The sequence below is a fragment of the Pseudazoarcus sp. NS36 genome, from assembly GCF_059703705.1.
The window spans coordinates 64082-91050 of sequence record NZ_BAAKJA010000001.1; the positions used below are offsets into that span (position 1 = coordinate 64082).

Annotated in this window: 20 protein-coding genes, 1 tRNA gene and 1 pseudogene; 5 read left to right on the top strand and 17 right to left on the bottom strand. The window is 64.9% G+C overall.

Annotated features, from left to right (window positions below):
- Positions 1 to 122 precede the first annotated feature (122 nt).
- Both AC6H0R_RS00305 and AC6H0R_RS00310 read left to right on the top strand, forming a co-directional pair.
- Positions 123 to 785, top strand: a pseudogene (locus AC6H0R_RS00305) (DEAD/DEAH box helicase family protein); the annotation flags it as partial.
- A 370-nt stretch (positions 786 to 1155) separates the two neighbouring features.
- A complete protein-coding gene (locus AC6H0R_RS00310; RefSeq protein ID WP_497579348.1) occupies positions 1156 to 1491 on the top strand; it encodes a YegP family protein in 336 nt (111 codons plus the stop codon).
- 306 nt (positions 1492 to 1797) lie between these two features.
- Here the strand turns inward: AC6H0R_RS00310 and AC6H0R_RS00315 are convergent, their stop codons facing one another.
- The 9 genes from AC6H0R_RS00315 to AC6H0R_RS00355 all read right to left on the bottom strand — a co-directional run bounded on the left by AC6H0R_RS00315 (position 1798) and on the right by AC6H0R_RS00355 (position 10826).
- Positions 1798 to 2001: a cold-shock protein gene (locus tag AC6H0R_RS00315; RefSeq protein ID WP_497574059.1), complete on the bottom strand. Its 204-nt coding sequence runs from the start codon at positions 1999 to 2001 to the stop codon at positions 1798 to 1800.
- Positions 2002 to 2321: 320 nt separating this feature from the next.
- Positions 2322 to 2397, bottom strand: a tRNA-Ala gene (locus AC6H0R_RS00320).
- Between the two features lie 48 nt (positions 2398 to 2445).
- Positions 2446 to 3432, bottom strand: a complete 987-nt coding sequence (locus tag AC6H0R_RS00325) for an L-threonylcarbamoyladenylate synthase (RefSeq protein WP_497579349.1) — start codon at positions 3430 to 3432, stop codon at positions 2446 to 2448.
- A complete protein-coding gene (locus AC6H0R_RS00330) occupies positions 3429 to 4568 on the bottom strand; it encodes a 5-(carboxyamino)imidazole ribonucleotide synthase (RefSeq protein WP_497579350.1) in 1140 nt (379 codons plus the stop codon). Before AC6H0R_RS00330 ends, AC6H0R_RS00325 begins: the two co-directional genes overlap by 4 nt.
- Entirely contained in the window at positions 4565 to 5062 is a 498-nt protein-coding gene (purE, locus tag AC6H0R_RS00335) for a 5-(carboxyamino)imidazole ribonucleotide mutase (protein WP_497579351.1), read from the bottom strand. Before purE ends, AC6H0R_RS00330 begins: the two co-directional genes overlap by 4 nt.
- A gap of 2 nt (positions 5063 to 5064) precedes the next feature.
- Positions 5065 to 5937 carry a bifunctional methylenetetrahydrofolate dehydrogenase/methenyltetrahydrofolate cyclohydrolase FolD gene (gene folD / locus AC6H0R_RS00340; RefSeq protein ID WP_497579352.1) on the bottom strand — a complete coding sequence of 291 codons (873 nt, stop codon included), beginning with the start codon at positions 5935 to 5937 and terminating at the stop codon, positions 5065 to 5067.
- An 82-nt stretch (positions 5938 to 6019) separates the two neighbouring features.
- Complete coding sequence (locus tag AC6H0R_RS00345) at positions 6020 to 7753, bottom strand: potassium/proton antiporter (RefSeq protein ID WP_497579353.1); 1734 nt, start codon at positions 7751 to 7753, stop codon at positions 6020 to 6022.
- Between the two features lie 81 nt (positions 7754 to 7834).
- Positions 7835 to 8473, bottom strand: coding sequence for a response regulator transcription factor (locus tag AC6H0R_RS00350; RefSeq protein ID WP_497579863.1), 639 nt, complete (start codon positions 8471 to 8473; stop codon positions 7835 to 7837).
- Positions 8466 to 10826, bottom strand: a complete 2361-nt coding sequence (locus AC6H0R_RS00355) for a PAS domain-containing sensor histidine kinase (RefSeq protein WP_497579354.1) — start codon at positions 10824 to 10826, stop codon at positions 8466 to 8468. The genes AC6H0R_RS00350 and AC6H0R_RS00355 overlap by 8 nt, the downstream gene beginning before the upstream one ends.
- A gap of 246 nt (positions 10827 to 11072) precedes the next feature.
- Here AC6H0R_RS00355 and aceE point away from each other — a divergent pair, with 246 nt between their 5' ends.
- Genes aceE through lpdA form a run of 3 tightly spaced genes read left to right on the top strand, consistent with a single transcriptional unit; the run spans position 11073 to position 17233 of the window.
- Positions 11073 to 13754 carry a pyruvate dehydrogenase (acetyl-transferring), homodimeric type gene (gene aceE, locus AC6H0R_RS00360; RefSeq protein WP_497579355.1) on the top strand — a complete coding sequence of 894 codons (2682 nt, stop codon included), beginning with the start codon at positions 11073 to 11075 and terminating at the stop codon, positions 13752 to 13754.
- Positions 13755 to 13767: 13 nt separating this feature from the next.
- Complete coding sequence (gene aceF, locus AC6H0R_RS00365) at positions 13768 to 15444, top strand: dihydrolipoyllysine-residue acetyltransferase (protein ID WP_497579356.1); 1677 nt, start codon at positions 13768 to 13770, stop codon at positions 15442 to 15444.
- A 13-nt stretch (positions 15445 to 15457) separates the two neighbouring features.
- Complete coding sequence (lpdA, locus tag AC6H0R_RS00370; protein WP_497579357.1) at positions 15458 to 17233, top strand: dihydrolipoyl dehydrogenase; 1776 nt, start codon at positions 15458 to 15460, stop codon at positions 17231 to 17233.
- 56 nt (positions 17234 to 17289) lie between these two features.
- On the opposite strand, the gene AC6H0R_RS00375 is transcribed toward lpdA, so the two are convergent.
- The 8 genes from AC6H0R_RS00375 to purL all read right to left on the bottom strand — a co-directional run bounded on the left by AC6H0R_RS00375 (position 17290) and on the right by purL (position 26874).
- Positions 17290 to 18732, bottom strand: a complete 1443-nt coding sequence (locus AC6H0R_RS00375) for a 4Fe-4S binding protein (protein ID WP_497579358.1) — start codon at positions 18730 to 18732, stop codon at positions 17290 to 17292.
- 11 nt (positions 18733 to 18743) lie between these two features.
- Positions 18744 to 20660 carry a TonB-dependent receptor plug domain-containing protein gene (locus tag AC6H0R_RS00380; protein WP_497579359.1) on the bottom strand — a complete coding sequence of 639 codons (1917 nt, stop codon included), beginning with the start codon at positions 20658 to 20660 and terminating at the stop codon, positions 18744 to 18746.
- Positions 20661 to 20855: 195 nt separating this feature from the next.
- Entirely contained in the window at positions 20856 to 21245 is a 390-nt protein-coding gene (locus AC6H0R_RS00385; protein WP_497579360.1) for a DUF2946 family protein, read from the bottom strand.
- Positions 21246 to 21274: 29 nt separating this feature from the next.
- Positions 21275 to 21766 (bottom strand): copper chaperone PCu(A)C, encoded by a 492-nt coding sequence (locus AC6H0R_RS00390; protein ID WP_497579361.1) that lies wholly within the window; start codon positions 21764 to 21766, stop codon positions 21275 to 21277.
- A gap of 117 nt (positions 21767 to 21883) precedes the next feature.
- The gene (locus AC6H0R_RS00395; RefSeq protein WP_497579362.1) at positions 21884 to 22267 is read right to left on the bottom strand and encodes a DUF2946 family protein; all 384 of its coding nucleotides are present in this window, start codon (positions 22265 to 22267) and stop codon (positions 21884 to 21886) included.
- 115 nt (positions 22268 to 22382) lie between these two features.
- Entirely contained in the window at positions 22383 to 22547 is a 165-nt protein-coding gene (locus AC6H0R_RS00400) for a DUF1328 domain-containing protein (protein WP_497579363.1), read from the bottom strand.
- A 12-nt stretch (positions 22548 to 22559) separates the two neighbouring features.
- Positions 22560 to 22844: a hypothetical protein gene (locus AC6H0R_RS00405; protein ID WP_497579364.1), complete on the bottom strand. Its 285-nt coding sequence runs from the start codon at positions 22842 to 22844 to the stop codon at positions 22560 to 22562.
- Positions 22845 to 22944: 100 nt separating this feature from the next.
- Positions 22945 to 26874, bottom strand: coding sequence for a phosphoribosylformylglycinamidine synthase (purL, locus tag AC6H0R_RS00410; protein ID WP_497579864.1), 3930 nt, complete (start codon positions 26872 to 26874; stop codon positions 22945 to 22947).
- Between the last annotated feature and the right edge of the window lie 95 nt (positions 26875 to 26969).

The window sequence follows — 26969 nt, forward strand, 5'->3', positions numbered from 1 at the left end:
CCGGCATCGCCGGGCTTTCTTTTGCCGTTCATTCGCGAATGGTCGCCATGCGGCGCATCTGGTACCTTCCGGTGCATTCGCACAGCATTCGCCGGCATGCAAGCGCAGGCGCACCTTCCGACATGAAGCTTTCCGAACGGGACGTCTGCACCAAGTTCATCACGCCGGCGCTGGTCAGCGCAGGATGGGACATCCAGACGCAGGTGCGGGAGGAAGTCAGCTTCACCAAGGGCCGCGTCATCGTGCGCGGGAAGCTGCACAGCCGGGGGCAAGCCAAGCGCGCCGACTACGTGCTGTACGCGCGCCCCAACCAGCCCGTCGCACTCATCGAAGCCAAGGATCAGGGCCATTCGCTCGGTGCCGGCATGCAGCAGGCGCTGGATTATGCCGACGCACTGGATGTGCCTTTCGTCTTCTCAAGCAACGGCTCAGGCTTTCTGCTCCACGACCGCACGGGCAGCTTCAGCAAGACCGAAAGCGAACTGAGCTTGAGCAAATTCCCGTCGCCCGAGCTGCTGTGGCAGCGCTATTGCGAGTGGAAAGGGCTTGCCGGCCAGGCGCTGGAGACGGTCGAGGCGCCCTACTTTGACGATGGTTCCGGCCGCGCCCCGCGCTACTACCAGGCCAACGCCATCAACCGCACGGTCGAAGCCGTCGCACGCGGCCAGCAGCGCATCCTGCTGGTGATGGCCACCGGCACCAGCAAGACCTACACCGCCTTCCAGATCATCTGGCGACTGTGGAAGTCGCGCGTGAAGAAACGCATCCTCTTCCTCGCCGACCGCCTGCAGGCCGACCTCGCCACCGCCCGCGACCACCGCACCCGGCTGGCCGACACGCTGGTGCAGGCGGCGCTGGCGGCGCTGGCGGCGGCCTGAGGCGGGTGCCGCAGTCGTAGGGCGTCAATAAGCGCAGCGCATTGCGCCGAATGGGCTGAATGGACCAAAAACGCAGCGAATTTCGCTGTGCTCACCCCCTGTGAAACTCAACACCCCGAACGCAGCCAAGCTCCGCCGCCCTGTCACGAGAAGGCGTGCGAAACGCCTCGCGTCGCTCCGCGGCAATGAATCTCGCGCCGGTCGTACGCATCACACACGATACTGCTAACCTGAAAGCGAGACCCCACCCGATCACAGCACAAGAAGGAGCACACTCATGGCCGGTAAATTCGAGGTGTACAAGGACAAGGCTGGTGAATTCAGATTCAGGCTGAACGCATCGAACGGGCAGACCATTCTGGCGAGCGAGGGCTACAAGACCAAGACGTCGTGCATGAACGGCGTCGAGTCGGTCAGGAGCAACGCACCAGACGACTCGAAATACGAGCGCAAGGACTCACAATCGGGAAAGTTCATGTTCAATCTGAAGGCCAGCAACGGCCAGGTGATTGGCACCAGCCAGATGTATGAAAGCGCGGCCTCGCGCGACAACGGTATCGAATCGGTGAAGAAAAACGCTCCAGACGCCGCCATCGACGACACCACGGGCTGACCCTACCCGGCGCTGCTTCCCGACAGCGATTCAATCCCGCGGCCATACGTGCGGCACAAACAAAAAGCCCGACCTCTTCAGGTCGGGCTTTTTGTTTGATGTGCGTGGTGGCCGAATGAGGATCGAACTCACGACCTCGGGATTGCGAACGCGGCGCTCTCCCATCTTCGCGCTGCAGTGGCACAACATCCGGCGATGACACCGCGCCAATCCACCCTGCGCCACCGCCCGCATACCAAACTGCCGCGGCTGAACGTAAAAAAGCCCGGTTTCCCGGGCTTTTCTGCAACCTGCTTCGAGCTAGGCTCAGGCGGGCTGGATGTTTGCTGCTTGCTTGCCTTTCGGGCCATTCACGATGTCGAAAGACACAGCTTGATTTTCTGCGAGGCTCTTGAAGCCGCCGCCCTGGATCGCGGAGAAGTGAGCGAAAAGGTCGTCACCGCCGTCAGACGGGGTGATGAAGCCAAAACCTTTTGCGTCGTTAAACCACTTTACGGTACCTGTTGCCATGATTGCTTCCTTGCAATGATTGGTGATGGGCGAAATGCCCGCTGACGAGGATCAAGGCGAGAAGCTGACTAACAAGTTACCGTTTTAAGGGCTGCTGTGCTGCTGCTACTGACGTTCTTCATACACCCGCTGCACGCAGTATCCGGGGATGAGCGGGCAATAGCAAGAAACATCTGAAATTAAATGAAAAGCCTGACTGATCTTACCCGCTTGAACGGCCCCGCTTTCTTGCTTTTGGGATATTCATGGGTTTCGCATTTCACTGCGCGTTCAAGCAAAAAGCCCGACCTCTTCAGGTCGGGCTTTTTGCTTGGTATCTGTGGTGGACCGAATGAGGATCGAACTCACGACCTCCGCATTGCGAACGCGGCGCTCTCCCAGCTGAGCTATCGGCCCACGAAGGTCGCGATTATAAACATGCCTCCGGGCTTTGGGAAGCCGGACTCAGGGCTGTTCGGACTCGCCGGAGCCGGTGGCAGCGCGGCCGAGGCGGTCGGTGACGGCTTGCCAGTCGGGCGTGGCGGGCGGGGCTTCTACGAGGATCAGATCGGCACCGAGCGCGTCGAGCGTGCGCAGGCTGGCGTAGAGGTCGTGGGCGTAACCGGCAGGGTCTTGCGAGGCGGCGTGCCAGTGGAAGGCGGTTTGAGGGGCGACGCTGCGGGCCAGCACGGCGATGCGGCCGTTACGGGCGATCAGCTCGGCGGCGAGGCGGCTGGCCGGCACGAGGACGAGCGGCGTGCGCGGGGCGTAGTGGGCGGCGAGTGCACCGGACACACGCGGGGTGTCGCCCTGCTCTTCTTCACGCTGGCGGGGGCAGCGGCCGATGACGGCCGCGATGGCGTCTGCCGAAATGGCGCCGGGGCGCAGCAGCACGGGGGCGTCGCGCGACAGATCCAGGATGGTGGATTCGATGCCGACCTCGCAGGCGCCGCCATCGAGCACCACACTCACCTTGTCGCCCAGCTCTTCGACCACATGCTGCCCAGTGGTGGGGCTGATGCGGCCGAAGCGGTTGGCGCTGGGGGCGGCGATGCCGGAATCGAAGGCCTTGAGCAGCGCGAGTGCGACCGGATGGTCGGGCACGCGCAGGCCGACGGTGTCCTGCCCGCCGGTGACTTCGTCCGGCACGTCTGCGGCGCGGCGCAGGATCAGCGTCAGCGGGCCGGGCCAGAAGGCGGCGGCCAAGGCGATGGCGTCTTTCGGGATGGCGCTGGCCCACTGCGGCAGGTGCTCGGCCGAGGGCAGATGCACGATCAGCGGGTGATCGGCCGGACGGCCCTTGGCGGCGAAGATGCCGCGCACGGCGTCGGGGTTGAGCGCGTCGGCGGCCAGGCCGTAGACGGTTTCAGTGGGCATGCCGACAAGACCGCCGGCACGCAGCACGTTGGCCGCGCGGGCGATGTTCTCGGGCGTGGCCGCGAAAACCGTCATTCGTCAGTGATGCCGATGGCAGCGCGGGCGCGCATGGCGCGTTCGAGCACGTCGACGGGGTCGGTGCCGACCACGGTGAAGTGGCCCATCTTGCGGCCTGGACGCGCCTGGTGCTTGCCATACAGATGCACGCTCAGGCCAGGCTCTCGGTGCAGCACGGCCCAGTCGGGTTCGCGGTACTGCTCGCCGTCGAACCACAGATCGCCCAGCAGATTGACCATGACTGCCGCCGAATGCTGGCGCGGCTCGCCCAGCGGCAGGCTGGTGAGCGCCCTGACCTGCTGCTGGTACTGGCTGGTGACGCAGGCGTCGATGGTGTGGTGGCCGCTGTTGTGCGGGCGCGGCGCCATTTCGTTCACGACCAGGCGGCCACCGGTGACGAAGAACTCCACACCCAGCGTGCCGATGTAGCCGAGCTTCTCGGCGATGGCCGCGGCGGCTTGCTGTGCCTCGGCCGCGAGCGCGGCATCGACGCGCGCCGGCGCGATGGTGACGTCGAGAATGCCGTTGCGGTGGCGGTTCTCGGAGGTCGGGAAGCACGCGACGTTGCCGGCCTCGTCGCGCGCGAGCACGACCGACACTTCGCAGTCGAGCGGCAGCATCATCTCCAGCACGCAGTCGTCGCCAAACTGGTGGAAGGCGTGCAGCGCCTCGGCGTGGCTGGTGACGCGGGCCTGACCCTTGCCGTCGTAGCCGAAGCGGGCAATCTTGAGGATGGCCGGGAACAGCTCGGCGGGCGCGTTGCGCACGTCGTCATCGTTGCGGATGACGGCAAACGGGCCGTGCGGCAGGCCGTTTTCGGCCAGGAAGGTCTTCTCGCGGATGCGGTTCTGGCACACCGCCACAGCGTCGGCACGCGGATGCACCGGCAGGAACTTGGAGAGGTATTCCAGCGTGGCGGCGGGCACGTTCTCGAATTCAGTGGTGACGGCAGCGCATTCGCCGGCGAGGCGATCCAGCGCGGCGAAGTCATCGTAGGAGGCGACCAGGTGGTGATCCGCAATGAGGCCTGCCGGGCTGTGCGGATCGGGGTCGAGCACCCACACCTTGAAGCCCATTTCGTGTGCTGCGGTAACGAAGAAGCGGCCAAGCTGGCCGCCTCCGAGCATGCCGAGGGTGGCGGGAGGCAGAATCATTGCGGCTCCAGCTTCATGGCCAACACGATCTGCGTCTGGCGCTCGCGGAAATCGGCGAGCTTCTGTGCCAGCGCAGCGTCTTCGTTGGCCAGCAGCGACACCGCGAACAGACCGGCGTTCGCCGCGCCGGCTTCACCAATGGCGAAGGTCGCGACCGGAATGCCCTTGGGCATCTGCACGATGGACAGCAGCGAATCCTGACCCGACAGCGCCTTGGACTGCACCGGCACGCCCAGCACCGGCAGCGTGGTCTTGGCGGCCACCATGCCCGGCAGATGAGCCGCGCCGCCGGCACCGGCGATGATGGCCTTGAGGCCGCGCGCACGGGCGGTTTCGGCGTACTCGAACATCAGGTCGGGGGTGCGGTGGGCGGAGACCACGCGGGCCTCATACGGCACACCGAACTCGTCCAGCACCTTGGCCGCGGCCTGCATGGTGGGCCAGTCGGAGTTCGACCCCATGATGATGCCGACGACGGGTTTCTTGTCGCTCATTGTTACCCCTTCGCGCGTGCAACGCGCTCGGCTGACTCGAGGGTGTTTTCGAGCAGCATGGTGATGGTCATCGGGCCGACGCCGCCGGGCACCGGCGTGACCAGCGAGGCCACTTCCGACACCGAGGCGAAATCAACGTCGCCACACAACTTGCCGGCATCCGGGCCGGATTCGATACGGTTGATGCCCACGTCGATCACGACTGCGCCCGGCTTGACCATGTCGCCGGTGACAAAACGCGGTTTGCCGATGGCGGCCACGACGATGTCCGCACGGCGCGTGTGGAAAGCCAGATCGCGCGTCTTGGAGTGACACACGGTGACGGTGGCACCGGCGTTGGTGAGCAGCATGGCCATGGGCTTGCCGACGATGTTGGAGCGGCCGATGACGACGGCCTCGGCACCCTGCAGCGTGACGCCTTCGGCCTCGAACATCTTCATCACGCCGTGCGGCGTGCACGGAATGAAGGCCTCGCGCCCCTGCGAGAGCAGGCCGACGTTCTCGGCGTGGAAACCGTCGACGTCTTTCTCCAGCGCAATGGCTTCGAGCACGGCTTGGTCGTCGAAGTGCGGCGGCAACGGCAGCTGCACGAGGATGCCGTGCACCGATGGGTCGGCGTTGAGTTCGGCAATGCGCGCGAAGACTTCATCCGGAGCCACGTCGGCGGCGTAATCGAACTTGAGCGAGCGGATACCGGCCGAGGCGCAGGCGGCGACCTTGTTGCGCACGTACACGGCCGACGCGGGGTTGCCGCCGACCAGGATTACCGCCAGACAAGGTTCGACGCCGTGCGCCTTGAGTGCCGTGGCACGGGTGGCGATTTCGCCACGGACGCGGTCGGCCAGCGCCTTGCCGTCGAGAGTGCGAGCCGTCATGGTCTCGGGGCTCCGAAAAAGAGCGTGATTTTACAGGAGCATCAGCGGCTTGTGCGAATGCGTGGGCAGGCTGGCGCCGGCCTCACAGACGCGGGCACTTGAGACCGACCTGATCGACGTCGCCACGCTCGTTGGTGTGGCGCACGGTCAGCTCGAAGGCGCCGATGCGCACGCGGTCACCCTCGACCGGATGACGGCCCAGCCGGCGCGTGATCAGCAGGCGCAGCGAGATACCCTCCTCGCCCGGCGCCAGCTGCAGGCCGTAGGCCATGGCCAGATCACCGGCAAGGCAATCGGCGGCCACGGTGAATTCGCCGAAGAAGGCGGCGTTGACGGCGAGTTCGTCGTCGCGACCGGCCTTGAAGGCCTTGGCCAGACGCTCGCCCATGGCTTCGGGCGCAATCAGCCAAACCGAATCGCCTTCGCCCAGACGCGTGTCGGCATCGAGCGCAATCAGCTTGCCTTCGCGCAATACGGCGGCGCAGCGCACTTCCTCGCCAGCCTCGGCGCGCACCAGATCGTCGGGCTGCATGCCGTCCGCGCGCGACTTGCGGCCCACCTCGTACTCGGTCAGCTCCAGCGCGGCGCGCTCACCCACCCACACCTCGATGCGGTCAACCGGCTCGTCACGCGGCGGCACAACCACCCCCAGTGCCTTGGCGGCGCCGGGCACGGTGGCGCCCTGCACCAGCAGCGACACCAGCACCACCGCAAAGGCCACATCAAAGAGCAACCCGGAGTGCGGCACTTCCATGATCAGCGGATAGATGGCCAGCACGATGGGCACCGCGCCGCGCAAACCCACCCACGAGATGTAGGTCAGCTCCCGCGTGGAAAAGCGGAACGGGAACAGGCAGGTAAACACGGCCAGCGGGCGGGCGACGAACATCAGGAAGGCCGCCATGGCCATCGACAACGGCGCATGCTCGACCAGATGCGAGGGCGTCACGAGCAGGCCCAGCGTCAGGAACATACCGGCCTGCGCCAGCCAGGCCAGACCGTCCATCACGCGCAACACGTGTTCGGTGGCGTGTGAGCGGCGGTTGCCGACGATCAGGCCCGCCAGATAGATGGCCAGAAAACCGCTGCCACCGATGCTGTTGGTGGCGCCGAACACCATCAGGCCGCCTGACAGGATCAGCAGCGCATACAGGCCTTCGGCCAGCCGCAGCTTGGCTAGCAGGCGCGACAGGAACCAGCCGCCGATGCCCCCTGCGACCAGACCCAGCACGAACTGTTGCAACAGCATGGTGATGATGGCGACCGGGCCGGTGTCGCCCGGCAGCATGACCGCCTGTACCAGCACCGCGACAAGCAGGATGGCCATCGGGTCGTTGGCGCCGGATTCGATCTCCAGCGTGGCCTTGACGCGGTCGTTCAGGCGCACGCCGCTGTTGCGCAGCAGCGAGAACACCGCCGCGGCGTCGGTCGAGCCGACGATGGCCGCCAGCAGCAGACCCACCCGCCAGTCCACCTCGAACAGCCAGATGGCGAACACGCCCAGCAACAACACCGTGGCCACGACGCCCCAGGTGGCCAGCACCGCCGCTGGCGCGAAGGCCACGCGAAACGAGGCCAGGCGTGTGCGCAGACCACCGTCGAGCAGGATGATGGCCAGCGCGAGCTGACCGATGAGCATGGCGGTGCCGAAATCGTTGAACTGGATGCCGCCGACGCCCTCCTCGCCGGCCAGCATGCCGACCACCAGGAAGAGCAGCAGCAGAGGCAGACCGAGCCGCGCCGAGAGGGTGCTGGCCAGCACGCTGACGAAGAGCAGCAGCGCGAGCAGCAGCAGGATGGTGTTGATGTATTCCATTCGGGCGGGGAAAGCAGGAGGCGTGGCTACCCGCCGACGATAGCAGAAAAGCCCGCCAGAGGCGGCGCCTGGCGCTGCGGGTCAGCCGCGGCCGACGGCAGGGTCGACGGTCAGCACATGCTGGACCAGTTCGGCCAGCGAACGCACGCCCATTTTTTCCATGACGCGGGCGCGGTGCACTTCTACGGTCTTGATGCTGATGCCGAGCACATCGGCAATCTGCTTGTTGAGCTTGCCGGCCAGGATCTGCTGCAGCACTTCGTATTCACGCTGCGTGAGGTCGGCCAGACGGCGCGACACGTCGGCCTTGAGCACGCGTTGCTGACGCTCGTCGCGCTCGCGCGCCAGCGCGGACTCGATGACGGCCAGCACTTCGCGGTCACCGAAGGGCTTTTCGATGAAATCCTGGGCACCGCGCTTGAGCGCCTCGACCGCCATCGGTACGTCACCGTGGCCGGTGATAAAAATCACCGGAAGACCGGTGTTGCGGGCATGCAGCAAACCGAACAATTCGAGCCCGCTGATGCCGGGCATGCGCACGTCGAGCAGCACGCAGCCGGTCATGGCTTCGCTGAACATGGCGAGAAAGTCTTCGCCAGAGGCAAAGCTGCGCGTGCGGTAACCGTTCGATTCGAGCAACCACGCGAGGGAATCGCGCAGCGCCTCATCGTCATCGACGATGTGGATGACCTGCTCGGGGGATTCGGACGATTCAGGCAACTTGCTCACGCGCAGCTCCGGTAGGAAGTACGAAGCTGAATACGGTACCACCTCCCGGATTGTCGGCAACCTCAAGGTGACCGTCGTGGAACTCGACAATGGAGCGGCAGATGTTCAGGCCCATGCCCATGCCCTCGGGCTTGGTGGTGTGGAAGGGCATGAACAGCTGCTCGCGCTCGGCCACGGCAATGCCCGGTCCGCGGTCGGCCACGGAGATCTCGACGGCCTCGCCATCCAGCGCACGCGCCCGCACGACCACCACGCGCCGCCCCACCGCCATGCCGGCAGCGGCTTCAAGTGCGTTGCGCACGAGGTTGATGACGACCTGCTCGATCATGATGCGGTCGGCGAACACCGGCAGCAGATCGGGCTCGACCTGCAGCACGATGCGCCCGCCGCTGCGCCGCGCGTCGATTTCGGCAAAGCCGATGGCGTCTTCCAGCGTGTCGGCCACGCTGATGGCGGTGCGACGTGGCTCACTCTTGCGCACGAAGTCGCGCACACGCCCGATGATCTTGGCTGCGCGCTCGGCCTGCAGGCTGGCCTTGGTCATGGCGGCGAGCAGCTCTTCGCTGCGGTAGTTGCCGGCTTCGAGCCGGGTCACGCAGCCCATGCAGTAGTTGGCGATGGCGGCCAGCGGCTGGTTGAGCTCATGTGCCAGCGTCGAGGCCATCTCACCCATGGTGATCAGACGCGCGGTGTGCTGCAGGCGCTCTTCCTGTGTGCGGGCCATGTCTTCGGCGGCGCGGCGGTCGGTGATGTCGGTGGCGATGCCCATGCGCACGACACGTCCGTCGACCCAGCGCGAGGCGTGTTCGCGCAAGTGGTACCAGCGCCCGGACAGGCGGTGCTGCACCTCACCGTCGAACAGCTCGCGCGGCAAGGTGGCCGGGTCGAGCCGGCTGGCGTCCGCCTTGTAGGCCTCGCTGTCGGGCTGCGGCGCCGAAACGCCGGCAATGGTGCGGCCGACCACGTCGTAACCGTGCATGCTCTTGAACACGCGGTTGGCGTACAGGATGGTGTCGTCGTGGGCGTCGGCCACAAACACGGCGGCATCCAGGCCGTCGAGCACCGCCTCGAAGCGTTTCTGCGAGGCTTCGAGCGCAGCGCGCACGCGCTTGGGTTCGGTAATGTCGGCCACCGAAGCCATCCAGCCGGTCTGGTGTCCGTGGACATCAATCAGCGGCGACAGGTAGAAGCGCACATCCAGCCGCTCGCCGCTGCGGCGCTGGATCGACATTTCGAAACCACTGGTCGTGGCACGACCGGCAGACGACATCTCCAGCTCACGCCGGCAGTCATCGTGGGCGTCGTCGGGCCAGTACGGAAACGGCGGCATGGCGCCGAGCAGGATTTCCTCGTCGAAACCGACCAGCCGGCAGAACGCCGGATTGACGTAGATGATGCGGCCCGACAGATCGATGGCCCGCAGACCGGTGATGACGGACTCCTCCATCGCCTTGCGGAAGGCGGACTCCTCGCGCAGCGCGTCCTCGGTGGCACGCCGGCGCGCCATGTGCTCGCGCAGCAGCCAGAAGCTCCACAGGATGATCAGCGACAGGCCGGCAATGACGATCAGGAAGATCGCGTAAGGCGCGGGGTCGGTGATCTTGAACGCCACCGCGCGCAGCACCAGACCCGCACCGGGCAGATCGAGCGGCACTTCGAAGGCAATGCGCTCGTCGAGCGGCAGCGAGCCGCTATTGACCGCCACCGACTGACCGCGCGCGTCGACCAGACTGATCTGATAGCGCTCGGCAAACCAGTCCGGCACCAGCTCGGCCACCATACGTTCGGCCGAGAACACGCCGACGATGGTCCCAACAAAGATCTCGCCGGCGCGCGCCGGCACGTGTACCTGCACGATGGTGCTGCCCGAGCTGGTGGTGCGCGGAACACCGTAGCTGATCACCCCCAGATCCTCGGCGCGCCGGAACGGAGTCATCTGCTCGGATTCAAGCAGGTCGGCCAGACGCAGACTCGCCGTAGACACCGGCGCGGCCCAGCGCACACGTCCGTCCTCGCCGATCCAGGCCACCTCGACGAGTTGCCCGTGCACGGCGATGTGGCGGGTCACCCGCTGGTCAAAGGTCTCACCATCCATCGTCCCCGCAGCCAGATCGTTGGCCAGTTGCAGCAAGAAGGTCTCGGCACTTTGCTTGTGCAGGCGGATGGTCTTCTCGGCCCACTGCACATCGCGCACAACCATGCCGCGCAAGGCCTCCGCCTCGCGCTGCTGCAGCGACCAGACGATTGCGCTGGCAGTCACCACCAGCAACGCGATGGCGACATAGGGCGCAGTCCAGTACCAGCGCTGGGAGGAACTGGAGCCGAGGTTCGGCAAGGTAGGCATCAATCAGCCGGAAGCATTGTTGGAGTTTCAGTGTGGCAGCCGGGCGTCTTGGACGGAATCGGGTTTTTCCCCTACGCTTGCAAGGCCTCTCGGGGAATGCTGCGGCGCACGATTGCGCCTTACGAAACATCGTTTTATATTACGAAACACAAGAAGGGTCGACCTACCCGACCGACCATTCGCAGAACAACGCTTGGCCCGATCAGGGCCGAGTCCGCAAAACAGAACGGCATGAGGAGACAATCCATGACCGCCAAGCAGAACGTTTTCCTGCAAACCGACCCCGATACGCAGGAAACCTCCGAGTGGCTCGAAGCACTCGACGGCGTAATCGCCGCTGAAGGCCCCGAGCGCGCGCACTACCTGATCGAACGTCTGATCGACTCTGCGCAGCAGCACGGCGCCGACATCCCCTACTCGGCCAACACGCAGTACCTCAACACCATTCCAGTCGATCTCCAGCCGCCGTATCCGGGTGATGCGGACATGGAACTGAAGATCCACTCGTATATCCGCTGGAACGCCATGGCGATGGTGGTGCGCGCGAACAAGCACACCAACGTCGGCGGCCATATCGCCAGTTTTGCTTCTGCCGCCGCACTCTACGACGTCGGCTTTTCGCATTTCTGGAACGCTCCGAACGGCAAGCACGACGGCGACCTGATTTTCTTCCAGGGCCACGCCGTGCCGGGTGTGTACGCCCGCGCCTACATGCTGGGCCGTTTCAACGAAGAGCAGATGGACAATTTCCGCCAGGAAGTCGACGGCAAGGGCATCTCGTCCTACCCGCACCCCTGGCTGATGCCGGATTTCTGGCAGTTCCCGACCGTGTCGATGGGTCTGGGCCCGATTCAGGCGATCTATCAGGCGCGCTTCATGAAGTACATGGCCAGCCGCGGCCTGATCGACGCCGAACGCGCAGCCAAGCGCAAGGTCTGGGCCTTCCTCGGCGACGGCGAGACGGACGAAGTCGAATCGCTCGGCGCCATCGGCATGGCCGCGCGCGAGAAGCTCGACAACCTGATCTTCGTCATCAACTGCAACCTGCAGCGCCTGGACGGCCCGGTGCGCGGCAACGGCAAGATCATCCAGGAACTCGAAGGCGAGTTCCGCGGTGCCGGCTGGAACGTGCTCAAGGTGGTGTGGGGCACGCACTGGGACACGCTGTTTGCGCGTGACAAGGACGGCATCCTCAAGCGCCGCATGCTGGAAGTGGTCGACGGCGAGTACCAGACCTACAAGTCCAAGGACGGCGCCTACGTGCGCGAGCACTTCTTCAACACGCCGGAACTCAAGGCGCTGGTGGAAGACTGGACCGACCAGGAAATCTGGAACCTCAACCGCGGCGGCCACGACCTGTTCAAGATCTTCGCGGCCTACAACGCCGCCGTGAACAACGTCGGCCAACCGACCGTGATCCTTGCCAAGACCATCAAGGGCTTCGGCATGGGCTCTGCCGGCGAGGCGATGAACATCTCGCACCAGCAGAAGAAGATGGACGTCGACGCGATCCGTCGCTTCCGCGACCGCTTCGACCTGCCGGTGCCGGACGATCAGCTCGAAAAGATCCCCTACCTGAAGTTCGCCGAAGACTCGCCCGAGTACAAGTACATGCTCGAGCGCCGGCAGAACCTCGGCGGCTTCCTGCCGCAACGCCGCCGCAGCGCCGATGCGCTGCCGGTGCCGGCACTGGATGCCTTCGACGCACTGCTGAAGGCTTCGGGTGAAGGCCGCGAACTGTCCACCACGATGGCCATCGTGCGCATCATGAACACGCTGCTGCGTGACAAGCAGATCGGCAAGCACATCGTGCCCATCGTGCCGGACGAATCGCGCACCTTCGGCATGGAAGGCATGTTCCGCCAGTACGGCATCTGGAGTCAGGAAGGCCAGAAGTACCTGCCGGAAGACCACGACCAGCTGATGTTCTACAAGGAAAGCGTCGACGGCCAGGTGCTGCAGGAAGGCATCAACGAAGCCGGCTCGATGTCGGACTGGATCGCCGCCGGCACCGCCTACAGCGTGCACGGCGTGCAGATGGTGCCGTTCTACATCTTCTATTCGATGTTCGGCCTGCAGCGCACCATGGACCTGTGCTGGGCCGCTGGCGACCAGCGCACCCGCGGCTTCCTGATCGGCGGCACGGCTGGCCGCACCACGCTCAACGGCGAAGGTCTGCAGCACGAGGACGGCCACAGCCAGATCCTCGCCGGCGCCATCCCGAACTGCGTCACTTACGACCCGACCTTCCAGTACGAAGTCGCTGTCATCGTGCAGGACGGCATGCGTCGCATGTTCGCCGAGCAGGAAGACGTCTTCTACTACCTCACGGTGATGAACGAGAACTACGAACATCCCGAGATGCCGAAAGGCGCCGAGAAGGACATCCTCAAGGGCATGTACGCCTTCCGCAAGGGTGGCAAGGGCAAGGGCCCGCGCGTGCAGCTGCTGGGCTCCGGCACGATCTTCAACGAAGTCATCGCCGCCGCCGAACTGCTCAAGAAGGACTGGGGCGTCGAATCCGACATCTGGGGCTGCCCGAGCTTCAACGAGCTGGCCCGCGACGGTCAGGCCACCGCGCGCTGGAACCTGCTGCACCCGACCGACAAGCAGAAGAAGTCGCATGTCGAGAGCTGCCTCGAAGGCGTCAAGGGCCCGGTCATCGCTGCCACCGACTACATCAAGCTGTTCGCCGAGCAGATCCGCCCCTATGTGCCGGGCCGCTACACGGTGCTGGGCACCGACGGTTTCGGCCGCTCGGACACGCGCGAGAAGCTGCGTCACTTCTTCGAGGTCAACCGCTACTGGGTCACCGTCGCCGCGCTCAAAGCACTGGCCGACGATGGCACCATCGAAGCCGCCAAGGTTGCCGAGGCCATCAAGAAGTACGACCTCGACCCGAACAAACCCAACCCGATGACGGTTTGAGGAGAACGCCGCGATGAGCCAGTTGATTGAAGTGAAGGTTCCGGACATCGGCGATTTCGACGAGGTCCCGGTCATCGAACTGTTCGTGAAGGTTGGCGACACGATCAAGGAAGAAGACGCCATCTGCACGCTCGAGTCCGACAAGGCCACGATGGACGTGCCCTCGTCGGCCTCGGGTGTGGTCAAGGAAGTGCTGATCAAGGTCGGCAGCAAGGTGGCCGAGGGTTCGGTGCTGATCAAGCTTGAAGCGGCGGGCGCCGAAGCCGCCAAGCCCGCCGAAAGCAAGGCTGCGGCGCCTGCTCCGGCCGCGCCTGCCGCGGCCCCGGCGGCGGCTGAGAAAACCTCGGCACCGGCCAGCACTGGCGGCATCGTCGAGGTCAAGGTGCCCGACATCGGCGACTTTGACGAAGTGCCGGTCATCGAGCTGTTCGTGAAAGTCGGCGACACCATCAAGAAAGAAGACGCGATCTGCACGCTCGAATCCGACAAGGCCACGATGGACGTGCCCTCCTCGGCCTCCGGCGTGATCAAGGAAGTGCTGGTCAAGGTCGGCAGCAAGGTGGCCGAAGGCACGGTGCTGATCAAGGTCGAAGAGGCCGGCGCTGCCGCCAGCGCGCCGACCCAGACTGCCGCACCTGCCGCTCCGGCACCTGCAGCCGCCCCCGCCGCTGCCCCACAGGCAGCACCTGCCGCGGCTCCCGCAGCAGCACCTGCTGCCGCCGCAAACACCCCGACCCCGGTCAAGATCGGTGGCACGGTACACGCCAGCCCGTCGGTGCGCGCCTACGCCCGCGAACTGGGCGTCGACCTCTCGCAAGTGAAGGCCACCGGCGACAAGAATCGCATCCTGCGTGAAGACGTCATCGCCTACATCAAGGGCGCCATGACCACCGGCGTCGTGCCGGGCAAGACGCCGGCTCCGGCCGCTGTGGCCGGCGGTGGTGGCGGCGGGCTCGACCTGCTGCCGTGGCCGAAGGTCGATTTCGCCAAGTTCGGTGAGGTCGACGTGCAGCCGATGAAGCGCATCAAGAAGATCTCGGGCGCCAACCTGCACCGCAACTGGGTGATGATCCCGCACGTCACGCAGTATGACGAGACGGATGTGACCGAACTCGAAGCGCTGCGCAAGGAACTCAACGAAACGCGCGAAGCCAAGGCCTCCGGCGTGCGCTACACGATGCTGGCCTTCGTCATCAAGGCCTGCGTCGCTGCGCTGAAGAAGTACCCGCAGTTCAACACCTCGCTCGACGGCGACAATCTGGTATTCAAGAAGTACTTCAACATCGGTTTCGCGGCGGACACAGAGAACGGCCTGGTCGTGCCGGTGATCAAGAACGCCGACCAGAAGAGCGTCACCGAGATCGCGCTGGAAATGGCGGAGCTGTCCAAGAAGGCGCGCGACGGCAAGCTCGGCTCAGCCGACATGCAGGGCGGCACCTTCTCGATCTCCAGCCTCGGCGGCATCGGCGGCACCTACTTCACGCCGCTCATCAACGCGCCGGAAGTGGCCATCCTCGGCCTGTCCAAGCTCAGCATCAAGCCGCTGTGGGACGGCGAGAAATTCGTTCCGCGTCAGGTGCTTCCGCTGTCGCTGTCGTATGACCACCGTGTCATCGACGGTGCCGAAGGCACGCGCTTCATCGACTACATCAGCAAGGCGCTGGCCGACATGCGTCGCACGCTGATCTGACCGGGAGCCCCTCATGGCAATGATTGAAGTGAAGGTCCCGGACATTGGCGATTTCGACTCCGTGCCGGTCATCGAGCTGTTCGTGAAGGCGGGCGACACGCTCAAGAAAGAAGACGCGATCTGCACGCTGGAATCCGACAAGGCCACCATGGACGTGCCGTCGCCGGAAGCCGGAACGGTGAAGAAGGTGCTGATCAAGGTCGGCGACAAGGTTGCCGAAGGCAGCGTGTTGCTGGAACTGGAGGCAGCAGGTGAATCTGCTGCCGCGCCGTCTGCCCCGGCTCCCAAAGCCGAGGCTCCGGCACCAGCCGCGGCAGCACCTGCACCCACCGCGGCCAGCCATTCCGGCAGCGCCGACATCGAATGCGATGTGCTGGTGCTCGGCGCCGGACCCGGTGGGTACTCGGCCGCTTTCCGCGCCGCCGATCTGGGCCTCAAGACCGTCATCGTCGAGCGTTACCCGACGCTCGGCGGCGTATGCCTGAACGTCGGCTGCATTCCGTCCAAGGCGCTGCTGCACGTGGCCGGGGTGATGGACGAAGTCAGCCACTTTGCCGACCTGGGCGTGACCTACGCCAAGCCCAAGCTCGACATCGACAAGCTGCGCGGCCACAAGGAAAGAGTGGTCGGCAAGCTGACCGGCGGCCTGGCCGGCATGGCCAAGGGCCGCAAGGTTGAGGTCGTGCGCGGCTACGGGGCCTTCCTCGATCCGAACCACGTCTCGGTCGAACTCACCAGCGGCGACGGGCAGGACAAGACCGGCGACAAGAAGGTCATCAAGTTCAAGCAATGCATCATTGCCGCCGGCAGTCAGGCGGTGAAACTGCCCTTCATGCCGCAAGACCCGCGCGTGGTGGACTCCACCGGCGCGCTGGAACTGAAGTCTGTGCCCAAGCGCATGCTGGTAATCGGCGGTGGCATCATCGGGCTGGAGATGGCCACGGTGTATTCCACGCTGGGCGCGCGCATCGACGTCGTCGAGATGCTCGACGGCCTGATGCAGGGTGCCGACCGCGATCTGGTCAAGGTGTGGGAGAAGGTCAATGCGCCCCGCTTCGACAACGTGATGCTCAAGACCAAGACGGTCTCGGCCGAAGCCAAGAAAGACGGTATCTGGGTCAAGTTCGAGGGCGAGAAGGCTCCGGCTGAAGCCCAATGCTACGACCTGGTGCTGGTCGCGGTAGGCCGCAGCCCGAACGGCGGCAAGATTGCCGCCGACAAGGCCGGCGTGGCGGTCACCGAGCGCGGCTTCATCGAAGTCGACAACCAGATGCGCACCAACGTGAGCCACATCTTTGCCATCGGCGACATCGTCGGTCAGCCGATGCTGGCGCACAAGGCGGTGCATGAAGGGCATGTGGCGGCGGAAGTCGCGGCCGGCCAGAAGTCGAGCTTCGATGTGCTGCAGATCCCGTCGGTGGCTTACACCGACCCGGAAGTAGCATGGGCCGGTCTGACCGAGCTCGAGGCCAAGGCCAAGGGCATCGAGTACGAGAAGGCCGTGTTCCCTTGGGCCGCATCGGGCCGCGCGATTGCCAACGGCCGCGACGAAGGCTTCACCAAGCTGCTGTTCGACAAGAACACGCACCGCATCATCGGCGGCGCGATTGTCGGCACACACGCCGGTGACCTGATCGGCGAGGTGTGTCTGGCGGTCGAAATGGGCGCGGACGCAGTGGATATCGGCAAGACCATCCACCCGCACCCGACGCTGGGCGAATCCATCGGCCTGGCGGCCGAGGTGGCCCACGGCAGCTGCACCGACCTGCCGGCACCGCGCAAGCGCTGATCGGAGACGCAAAGAAAACGGGGCGCCAAGGCGCCCCGTTTTTCATTTACGTCGACTCAGTGCACGTGCCCACCGACTTGCGGCATCCACACCATCGCGGCGAGCTTGATCGCGAACACGCCGATGTACAGCCACACCGGCGCACCGCCGATGGCCCACACCTGCCAGCGTGCCCGCCCCGCCTCGACCAATAGACCGGCACGTTGCCACACCAGCCACAGCGTCCACGCCATCGCCAGATACGGCAGCACATTGAGCCATGCCAACCAAGCGTCGCCTCTCTGGGCCAGCGGCGCGACGTTCCACACCGCACCGAACAAGGCACCGCTTTCGTTGGCGAGCACATGAGCATTGCGCGTGGCAAACATCAGCACCGCATGCGGGATCAAGCCAAGCACGGCCAGCGGTGCCAGCGCACAGGCCAAAGTGTTGGCGCTGGTTCGCCAGTCAGTACCGGTGAGGCGTGCCACGCGACCATACGCCCAGAGAGCAGTCGCCACGGTCAGCACCAGACCGGACACCAGCGCCAGCAGCCGACCGATGTCGAACACCTGGGGATCCAGCGGCAATCGGGCATGCAGCCAGTCGCCCGCCAGCAACCACGGGAGATGGGGCTTGAGCGGTGTGTGCTGCAGACCGTGCAGGAACTGGATACCCACCCCCGCCACCGCAAGAATGACGATGAACAGCCAGGCCTCATGGCGATCCTGCCCGAGGATCGGACGAGCCATGGTCTTGCCGGGTTTCTGCACCGTCAGATGAGCGCTATCGCAAGCTGTCACGCAGTCGGCACACAGTGTGCACGAGCCCATGTCGTTGCGCGCCTCGAAGCGGAATGGCGACAGGTGGTAGCTGCAAGCCTTGGCGCAATCGAAGCTGCGACACTGGGTGCAGGCCTCTTGCTCGGTGGTGATGACCAGCACCCCGACCCTGCCATGGCTTGCCAGCACCCGCCCGAGCGGACACAGATGCTTGCACCAGGCCATGTCCTTGAACACGTAGAACACGCCAAAAGCCGCAACGGTGAAGCCCAGGAAGTACCAGGCCGTGGTGCGCGTGGAACTGCTCAAGGCACCCGGCATGGCATAGGAAATCACCCAGTAGCCCAGCACCAGCGCCACCAGGCCGACCCAGATGCCCCGCCAGCGCGTCGGGAAACTGCGGCGCAGGCCGATACGACTGAGCCATTTACCGACGAAACCATGCGGGCAGACCGAGCAGAAGGCATTGCCCAGCGTTGGCGTGACGACACTCGTGAACAACGGCCAGAACACCCCCCACATCAGCAACACACTGAGACCGACCTTAGCATCCTCCGCTACGAGACCGGTGACGATGGCGAGCGCCAGCAGCCCCAGCGTGAGTACGCGCAGCCCGGTCATCAGCCAGCCACGTCGCAAGAGGTAGCCGAGCACCGGCCACTGCGTAAGATTCGCCGCCCTGCCCATCTGCCGCGGCGCGCTCGGTAGTTCGCTCACAATCGGAATGATCCTGCTCATGTCCGTTCTCCTCAGAATTCAATCCGCGCACCGACGTAGCCGTAGCGGGCATCGGGGTCGTTGCTATGGGTGCCCGTCGAGGTGACGGTGAAGTTGCTCGGGTCACGCTGGTCAAAGACATTCTCGATACCGGCCACGAGCTTCACGCTCTTGCTCCAGGCATAGGTCACGCCCAAGTCGACGCGTGTCAGGTCGGTGTTGTACGGCGGACTGCCGCGTGGCGCGTCGATGCCGGTGGCGAGGTAGTCCTGCAGGTAGCGAGCCCGCACCGCGACTTCGAGTGGACCACGCGAGTGGATCAATTCAAGCCGCCAGGTGCGCTTGGCACGCCCAGTCAGCCGCTCGCCAGTTTCCGAGTTGCGTGCGTTGATCAGGTCCAGTCCCCCGCCGAGCGACCAGTTCGGGCTGAACTGCCACAAGGCCTGCAGCTCCGCACCGTCGATCTTGGCTTTGTTGACGTTCTGGTACTCGATGACTGAGAGGCAGGACGAGCCCGGGCAGGTGCCGACGCGCTCGCCCGTAGTGATCGACTCGATCAGCTGATCGATGCGGTTGCGGTGCAGCGTCAGCTCCACATGGCCTCGCGCAAACTCGCGGCGCAGCATTGCCTCCCAGGTGGTGGACTCTTCCGGATCGAGATCGGGATTGCCGCGGATCAGCGAGCGCCCGCCACGCACGAAACTGGCGTACTGCTCAAGCAGAGACGGCGCGCGGAAACCCGTGCCGTAACCGACGCGGGCGCTCCACGGCCCATCGCTCCAGCCCAACGAAACGCGCGGGTTGACGGTGCTACCAAAGTCATCGAATTCATCCACGCGCACGCCGGCGACCAGTTGCCAGTGCGGATTGATCTGCCATTGATCCTGCACCAGCGCGAAACGGTTGCTGCGGCTGGCCTCATCGCTGTTGATGCTCACATCCAGCTCGTCTAGCAGCGCACCCGCGCCGATCGACACCAGATGCGCGTCATGCGGCGAGAAGTGATACACCGCATCGCCCTGGTATTGGCGGTAATCGGTTTTCTCAACCGTAGGGTAGCTGCGCGTGGTTTCGCCCTTGCTGCGTCCGACACTTGCGCGCAGCACCAGCTCGCCTTCGCCAAGCTGCCGACGGTAATCGATGCTGCCAAAATGACGACGCTCGTCCTCGATACGGGCGTAGTCGCCAGCCGGGTCATCGACATCGGTACGCCCGTCGCGGTCAAACACCTCGACGGCCCAACTCAGACTTTGTATGGCATCCGGGCTCCAACGACCGCGATAACTACCGGCCCAGTTGCGCAAGCGCGGCTTGTCGTCGGACACCGAACCACGATGACGCAGCGCATCGCGGTAGTTCTGTTCAAGCGTGAAGCTGTGGCCCAGCGTGGCGTCGCCGGTACGCACATTGACGCCGCTGGTGAGCGTGTCGCGACTACCCTCGGCCGCGCCAGCCGTAACAAACACGGTGGCACCGGGATTCTTGCCCGGATGGCGCGTGATCACGTTCACCACGCCACCCAGCGCCTCCGAGCCATACAGGGACGACAGCGGCCCACGAACGATCTCGATACGCTCGGCATCGAAGAACGAGATCTGCGCCGGATTGTTACTGCCGTAGTTGTTGGTGCGGCGAAAGCCATCCACCAGCATCAGCGTGTGATTGCGGTTGAAACCGCGGATGGCGATATCGCCTGTCGCCCCGCCATTGGAGGCCTGTACGCCAGCGGCGTGCTTGAGCGCCTGCGGCACATTGCCGTCGCCATAGCGCTCAAGGCGAGTACGGTCGAGCACCTCGACACTGGCCTGCACATCGCGCACGGCCGACTCCTGCCCTGTCGCCGTAACCACCACGCTGTCGAGTTGCGTGAGCGGTGCCTGGTCCTGCGCGGCGGCCGGCACTGCAAACGCCGCGCTGCTTGCCAACGCGACCCAGAAAAAATTCTTCATCTGACTGATCCTCGCGCAAGGGCCGGGGGGCACACGGGCGCCACGTTCCAGGCCTTTGCTTCCTGACTGCACGTAAAAAAACCGACGCATCGACACCTGCTACGACCGCCTCATATCCGTCACACGGGGAGAGAACGGGCATGCGATGACGGCCGAACGCGATGCGTCGGCAAAACGGGAAATGCGGAAAAGACGTCAGGAGCGCGCGGGTGGCGCGCGAGGGCTGGCCGGCTGCCAGTCCGATGTGTGTTCAGGCAGTACAGAGCCGAGATGAAGCGCTGTGGAAAGACATCGCACCCACGGAGAACATACTGTGGGCGGCAAGGCAAGAATCGCAGGTACTACGTTCTGCAGGCGGCACCAGTCGCAGGTTTCCCCGCGCGACGGAGTCTCGTCACCTGATGCATCCGCATCCGCGGCAACGCGCTGGATACCGTACGCCGTGCAGATCTCCAGCCATACCTCACCCCCCGGCCCGCGCGCTGCTGCCGCCGCAAAAGCAGGTAGCAGCGCGCCGAACACGACGGTCAGCGCCACCAGCCAGGCGACGCAGCGTCGACGACCGAAGGGGAGCATGGTCAGCATGCGTGGACGCTCAAGGCGCGTGTAGCGTGTCAGTGGTGCTTATGACCACCGGCCGCGCCATGCCCGTGCGTTAGGGTGCGAGCCTCTGCCTCGACTGCGATGGACTCGCGTTTGCCGTCGGCCGTCTCGACTGTCAGCGTCAGCGGCACACGATCGCCCTCCTTCACCTGCGCGGAGAGGTCAATCAGCATCACGTGGTAGCCGCCCGACTTGAGCTCCACCGGCTGGCCAGCCGGCAGGTCGAGCCCTTCGATGGCGCGCATGCGCATGACGTTGTCGGCACTCATCGTCATCTCATGCACCTCGACCACCTTGGCTGCCGGCGAGGCAACGCCGACGAGGCGCGCATCACTCTTTGCAGTCAGGGTCATGAAGGCCCCCGTCGCACGCTGCTGCGGGACGGTTGCACGCACCCACGGATCGGCAACCTGCACCGCGGCGTGCGCGTGGGCCGGATCATGTGCATGGACGGAAAACGGCAGGACGAAGGCAAAAGCAGAAAGGACAAACAGCTTCTTCATGGTGGTGACCTCACGACAGTTGAAACGCGTACGCGTATGGCCGCGCGCAAAGCGCACGAACAGCCATGACAGCGGGAATCAGGGGAAAGCGTCGGCCCGCAGGCGGGCCCGGTGACTTCAGGAGGCTGCGGGGGGTGCGCGGGGGTGCGCGGCAGGCCAGTTCGAAAATGAAGTACCGGTGGAGATCAGCGGGGGAAAGGCCGTGTCGAAAACGCCGGCCGGAACGACGGCCGCAGCGGAAGCAACGGGAAGCGCATCGTCAGGCGACGACACAAGGCAGTACGGACAGTGTTCGACCAGCAACGCCGGCGAGGAAGGCACGGAGTCGCCGGCAGCGACATTGCGAACCTCAACGCCACCGACGGTGCACACCTCGATCCAGTCAGCGGCCCCTTTGCCGGACGTGAATGCATGGCCCAGCGCCGGAAACAACGCCGCGGCCAGCATCACGAGGATGACCAACCGGGATACCGAGCGTTGCAGGGAGACGAAACGGCGCATGGCTACGAATCAAGCACGGGACCGAGGCATTCTAACCGAATGCGGGCGCCATGCTGCAAGCACAAAAAGCCCGCGCCCGGTCAAGCCGGGCGCGGGCTTTTTCATTGAAGTTGGATCAGGGTACGACGCTCTGGCCAGTCAGCAAGGACACCACGAACAGGATCAGGAAGATGAAAAACAACACCTTGGCGATCCCTGCAGCGGTTCCGGCAATGCCGGTAAAACCAAGCAGACCGGCTACGAGCGCTACACCCAGGAAGATCAATGTCCATCCGAGCATTGGCGCCTCCTGTTAGTTGTTGTCCTTCGCGCCCTCAACAGCGTCGTCGATTTTCTCACCGGCATTTTCGGCCGGGCCATCGTTGTCCAGAGCATTCTTCATGCTATCGACAGCGTCATCGACCTTCTCGCCGGCATTCTCGGCAGGCCCCTGGGGATCGAGCTTGTCACGAACGTCCTCGACCGCCTTGTCGATGGTCTCACCGGTCTTCTCCGCCGGCCCAGGCTCCGAGCAGCCGACCAGGACGAAAAACGGGATGGTCAGCAGCATCGGCAGAACGCGGGTTTGGTTTCGCATTACTCGCTCCTTGTTGTTAGCGAGTCTGCAGTCTACCGACGTGCAAACCGTTTAAGGGCGGGGCTTACAAACCGATCCGCTTGCTTACATTTCGCATAAATTAGTCAAGCCATACGCGGGCATTGCGGAACATGCGTGCCCACGGCGAATCCTCGCCCAGCGACTCCGGCGCCCAACTCATCTGTACCGTGCGGAAGCTGCGCTCGGGGTGCGGCATCATGATCGTGAAACGTCCATCGGGCGTGGTACAACCCGCCAGGCCATCGGGCGAGCCGTTGGGGTTGGCCGGGTAGCGCGTGGCGACCGCGCCGCGATTATCGACGTAGCGCAGTGCAGTCAGCGCCGCAGCACGATCCGCGTCAGAGGCGAACGCGGCGCGGCCCTCGCCATGACTCACGACGATGGGCATGCGGCTGCCGGCCATGCCCGCAAACAGGATCGACGGGTTGTCGACGATCTCGGTCATCACGAAGCGCGCCTCGAACTGCTCACTGCGGTTGCGCTGGAAGGTCGGCCAGTGTTGAGCGCCGGGAATGATTTCGGCCAGGTGCGCCATCATCTGGCAGCCATTGCAAACGCCCAGCGCAAAGGTGTCGTCACGCCCGAAAAAGGCCTCGAACGAGGCGCGCAGCGCCGGGTTGAACAGGACGGACTTGGCCCAGCCCTGCCCCGCTCCGAGCACGTCGCCATACGAGAAACCGCCGCAGGCTGCGAGTCCGTGGAAGTCCTCCAGCTTGTAGCGGCCGGCCTGCAGGTCGGACATATGCACGTCGTAGGGCGCGAAGCCGGCGCGCTCGAAAGCGGCGGCCATCTCGACCTGCGAATTGACGCCCTGCTCGCGCAGCACGGCAATCCTCGGCCGGCTGCCGGCAGCAATCATCGGAGCGGCGACGTCCTGCGCCGGGTCGTAGCTGAGCACCACCGACAGGCCGGGGTCGGCGACATCGGCCAGCGCCTCGAACTCTTCGCGCACGCAATCGGCATCGTCGCGCAAGCCGGCAATGCGGTGACTGGTCTCGGACCAGGCCTGCAGCAGCTCGACACGCGGCGCCTCGAATACCAGTTTGGCGTTGCGGCGCACGCGAATGGCATCCAGGTCATTGGGCTCGCCGATGAAGTGGCAGGCCAGTCCGGCGTCGCGCAACACGCTGGCGACGCGCGAGCGGTCGGCACGGCGAATCTGCACGACGGCACCGAGTTCTTCGGCGAACAAACCCGCAAAGATCCGGTCGTTGAAGCGCCCCTTGAGGGTGTCAGGATGCTTGTCGAGGCCATCGACATCGTTGGCGCCGGCGTCGTAGCACACGGTATCGAGCACGACCGACAGGCCGCACTTCGACGCGAAAGCCATCTCGCACAGCGTGGCGAACAGGCCGCCGTCACTGCGGTCGTGATAGGCCAGCAGCAGATCGTCCCGGCGCAGCAACTGGATGGCGCCAAAGAAGGCCTTGAGGCTCTGCGCGCTGATATCCGGTGCATTCTCGGCAACCGAGCGATACACCTGCGCCAGCGCCGAGCCGCCGAGGCGGTTGGCTCCGTCACCGAGGTCAATCAACAGCAGTTCGGTCTCTACGCCGTCTTCGAGCTTGAGTTGCGGCGTCAGCGTGCGGCGCACATCCTCGACCGCGGCAAACGACGTGACGATCAGCGACAGCGGCGAAACAACCTGTTTGTCGGCACCGTTCTCGTTCCAGGCGGTGCGCATTGACAGCGAATCCTTGCCGACCGGAATCGACAAGCCGGCGTCCTGGCAGAAGCGCGACACGGTGGCGACGGTATCGAACAGACGCGCGTCTTCGCCCTTGTGGCCGGCTGCGGCCATCCAGTTGGCGGACAGCTTGACCTTGCCCAGATCGGCAATATCGGCCGCGGCAATATTGGTCACGGCCTCGCCCACCGCCATGCGGCCGGAGGCCGGTGCGTCGAGGCAGGCCAGCGGCGTGCGCTCGCCCATGGCGAAGGCTTCACCCTTGTAGCCGTGAAAATCCAGCGACGTGACGGCCACATCCGCGACCGGAATCTGCCACGGGCCGACCATCTGGTCGCGTGCCGTCAGCCCGCCGACCGAGCGGTCGCCAATGGTGATCAGGAAGTTCTTGCTCGCCACCGCCGGCAGGCGCAGCACGCGCAAGGCAGCCTCACGCAGATCGATGTCGGTCAGGTCAAACGGGGGCAGATGCGCCGCGCGGCGGGATACCTCACGCGTCATCTTCGGCGGCTTGCCGAGCAGCACCTGCATTTCCATGTCGACCGGCTTGTTGCCGAAATGGCGGTCGGTGACGGTCAGATGACCGTCGTCGGTAGCCTCGCCCAGCACCGCGAAGGGGCAGCGCTCGCGTTCGCAGATGGCGCGGAAATCGGCCAGACGCTCCGGCGCGATGGCCAGCACATAGCGCTCTTGCGACTCGTTGCTCCAGATTTCGCGCGGGCTCATGCCCGGCTCTTCGATGTGCACCTCACGCAGTTCGAAACGCGCGCCGAGATGCGCCGAGTCCGCGAGCTCCGGCATGGCATTCGACAAGCCGCCCGCGCCGACGTCGTGAATGGCCAGGATCGGGTTGCTCTCACCCTGCTGCCAGCAGGCGTCGATGACTTCCTGACAGCGGCGCTCGATCTCCGGGTTGCCGCGCTGCACCGAGGCGAAGTCGAGATCCGCGGTGTTGGTGCCGGTTGCCATACTGGAAGCCGCACCGCCGCCCAGACCGATCAGCATGCCGGGGCCACCGAGCTGGATCAGCAGCGTGCCGGGCGCGAATTCGATCTTGAAGGACTGCTCGGCCTGAATGTTGCCCAGACCACCGGCGATCATGATCGGCTTGTGATAGCCACGCACCTCGCCCTCGACCGTCTGTTCGAAGGTACGGAAATAGCCCGCCAGGTTCGGGCGGCCGAATTCGTTGTTGAAGGCAGCGCCGCCGAGCGGGCCTTCGATCATGATGTCCAGCGCCGAAGCGATGCGCTCGGGCTTGCCGTAGGCTGCTTCCCACGGCTGGACGAAATCGGGAATGTTCAGATTCGACACCGAGAAGCCGGTCAGGCCGGCCTTGGGGCGCGAGCCACGACCGGTAGCACCCTCGTCGCGAATCTCGCCACCCGCGCCGGTGGACGCGCCCGGAAACGGCGAAATGGCCGTCGGGTGGTTGTGCGTCTCGACCTTGGTCAGGATGTGCGTCAGCTCACGGTGGTAGGCCCAGCGCCCGTCCGCGTCCGGGTACAGGCGGTCACCCTCGGCGCCCTCGATGATCGAAGCGTTGTCGGAATAGGCCACCACCGTACCTTCCGGGTGCGCCTTGTGCGTCTCGCGGATCATGCCGAACAGCGTCTTGCCCATGGCCTGACCATCAATCACCCAGTCGGCATTGAAGATCTTGTGGCGGCAGTGTTCCGAGTTGGCCTGCGCGAACATCATCAGTTCGACGTCGGTCGGGTCGCGCTGGATGCGCGTGAAGTTGTCGACCAGGTAGTCGATCTCGTCGTCCGACAGCGCAAGACCCAGCTCGGTATTGGCGGCCACCAGCGCAGCACGGCCACCCTTGATCACACCGACCGTGGTCAGCGGTTGTGGCTCGTAGTGATGGAACAGCGCTGCGACCTCATCGAAGCCGGCCAGCACCGATTCGGTCATGCGGTCGTGCAGTAGCGGCGCGAGCGCGGCGCGATCACGTTCGGCGAGCGACTTGAACCCTGCGAAAAACCAGGCCGTACCGCGCTCGATGCGCACGATCTTGTCGAAACCGCACTGGTGCGCGATGTCGGTGGCCTTGGACGACCACGGCGAGATCGTGCCCAGACGCGGCACGACCAGCAGCATGGGGTCGGAAGTACTGTCGGCAACCGCATCGGCCCCGAGCAGATCGATCAGACGCACGCGCTCGGCATCCGACAGCGGCGCGGTCAGTTCAACGAAATACCAGTGGAGAGCAACGACCGAGCGGGCCGAAGGAAGCCGCCCGGCGAGTTCAGGCTGAAGTCGTGCAAGACGGGCGGGAGACAACGCCGCGCTACCGCGCAGCTTGAGGATTTCGGCCATGGACATGCTATCGGAGAGGGGTTGGAGCAGGAATACCGACCTGCCCTGGAAAGGGTCGCATTATAACCGACCCCACCCCCTTCCATCCGCCGCCT

What these genes read in the sequence shown, in the direction of transcription:
- AC6H0R_RS00310 (WP_497579348.1), top strand. Translation starts at nt 1,156, where the DNA reads ATGGCCGGTAAATTCGAGGTGTACAAGGACAAGGCTGGTGAATTCAGA.
- AC6H0R_RS00315 (WP_497574059.1), bottom strand. Translation starts at nt 2,001, where the DNA reads ATGGCAACAGGTACCGTAAAGTGGTTTAACGACGCAAAAGGTTTTGGC.
- AC6H0R_RS00325 (WP_497579349.1), bottom strand. Translation starts at nt 3,432, where the DNA reads ATGACGGTTTTCGCGGCCACGCCCGAGAACATCGCCCGCGCGGCCAAC.
- AC6H0R_RS00330 (WP_497579350.1), bottom strand. Translation starts at nt 4,568, where the DNA reads ATGATTCTGCCTCCCGCCACCCTCGGCATGCTCGGAGGCGGCCAGCTT.
- purE (WP_497579351.1), bottom strand. Translation starts at nt 5,062, where the DNA reads ATGAGCGACAAGAAACCCGTCGTCGGCATCATCATGGGGTCGAACTCC.
- folD (WP_497579352.1), bottom strand. Translation starts at nt 5,937, where the DNA reads ATGACGGCTCGCACTCTCGACGGCAAGGCGCTGGCCGACCGCGTCCGT.
- AC6H0R_RS00345 (WP_497579353.1), bottom strand. Translation starts at nt 7,753, where the DNA reads ATGGAATACATCAACACCATCCTGCTGCTGCTCGCGCTGCTGCTCTTC.
- AC6H0R_RS00355 (WP_497579354.1), bottom strand. Translation starts at nt 10,826, where the DNA reads ATGCCTACCTTGCCGAACCTCGGCTCCAGTTCCTCCCAGCGCTGGTAC.
- aceE (WP_497579355.1), top strand. Translation starts at nt 11,073, where the DNA reads ATGACCGCCAAGCAGAACGTTTTCCTGCAAACCGACCCCGATACGCAG.
- aceF (WP_497579356.1), top strand. Translation starts at nt 13,768, where the DNA reads ATGAGCCAGTTGATTGAAGTGAAGGTTCCGGACATCGGCGATTTCGAC.
- lpdA (WP_497579357.1), top strand. Translation starts at nt 15,458, where the DNA reads ATGGCAATGATTGAAGTGAAGGTCCCGGACATTGGCGATTTCGACTCC.
- AC6H0R_RS00375 (WP_497579358.1), bottom strand. Translation starts at nt 18,732, where the DNA reads ATGAGCAGGATCATTCCGATTGTGAGCGAACTACCGAGCGCGCCGCGG.
- AC6H0R_RS00380 (WP_497579359.1), bottom strand. Translation starts at nt 20,660, where the DNA reads ATGAAGAATTTTTTCTGGGTCGCGTTGGCAAGCAGCGCGGCGTTTGCA.
- AC6H0R_RS00385 (WP_497579360.1), bottom strand. Translation starts at nt 21,245, where the DNA reads ATGCTGACCATGCTCCCCTTCGGTCGTCGACGCTGCGTCGCCTGGCTG.
- AC6H0R_RS00390 (WP_497579361.1), bottom strand. Translation starts at nt 21,766, where the DNA reads ATGAAGAAGCTGTTTGTCCTTTCTGCTTTTGCCTTCGTCCTGCCGTTT.
- AC6H0R_RS00395 (WP_497579362.1), bottom strand. Translation starts at nt 22,267, where the DNA reads ATGCGCCGTTTCGTCTCCCTGCAACGCTCGGTATCCCGGTTGGTCATC.
- AC6H0R_RS00400 (WP_497579363.1), bottom strand. Translation starts at nt 22,547, where the DNA reads ATGCTCGGATGGACATTGATCTTCCTGGGTGTAGCGCTCGTAGCCGGT.
- AC6H0R_RS00405 (WP_497579364.1), bottom strand. Translation starts at nt 22,844, where the DNA reads ATGCGAAACCAAACCCGCGTTCTGCCGATGCTGCTGACCATCCCGTTT.
- purL (WP_497579864.1), bottom strand. Translation starts at nt 26,874, where the DNA reads ATGGCCGAAATCCTCAAGCTGCGCGGTAGCGCGGCGTTGTCTCCCGCC.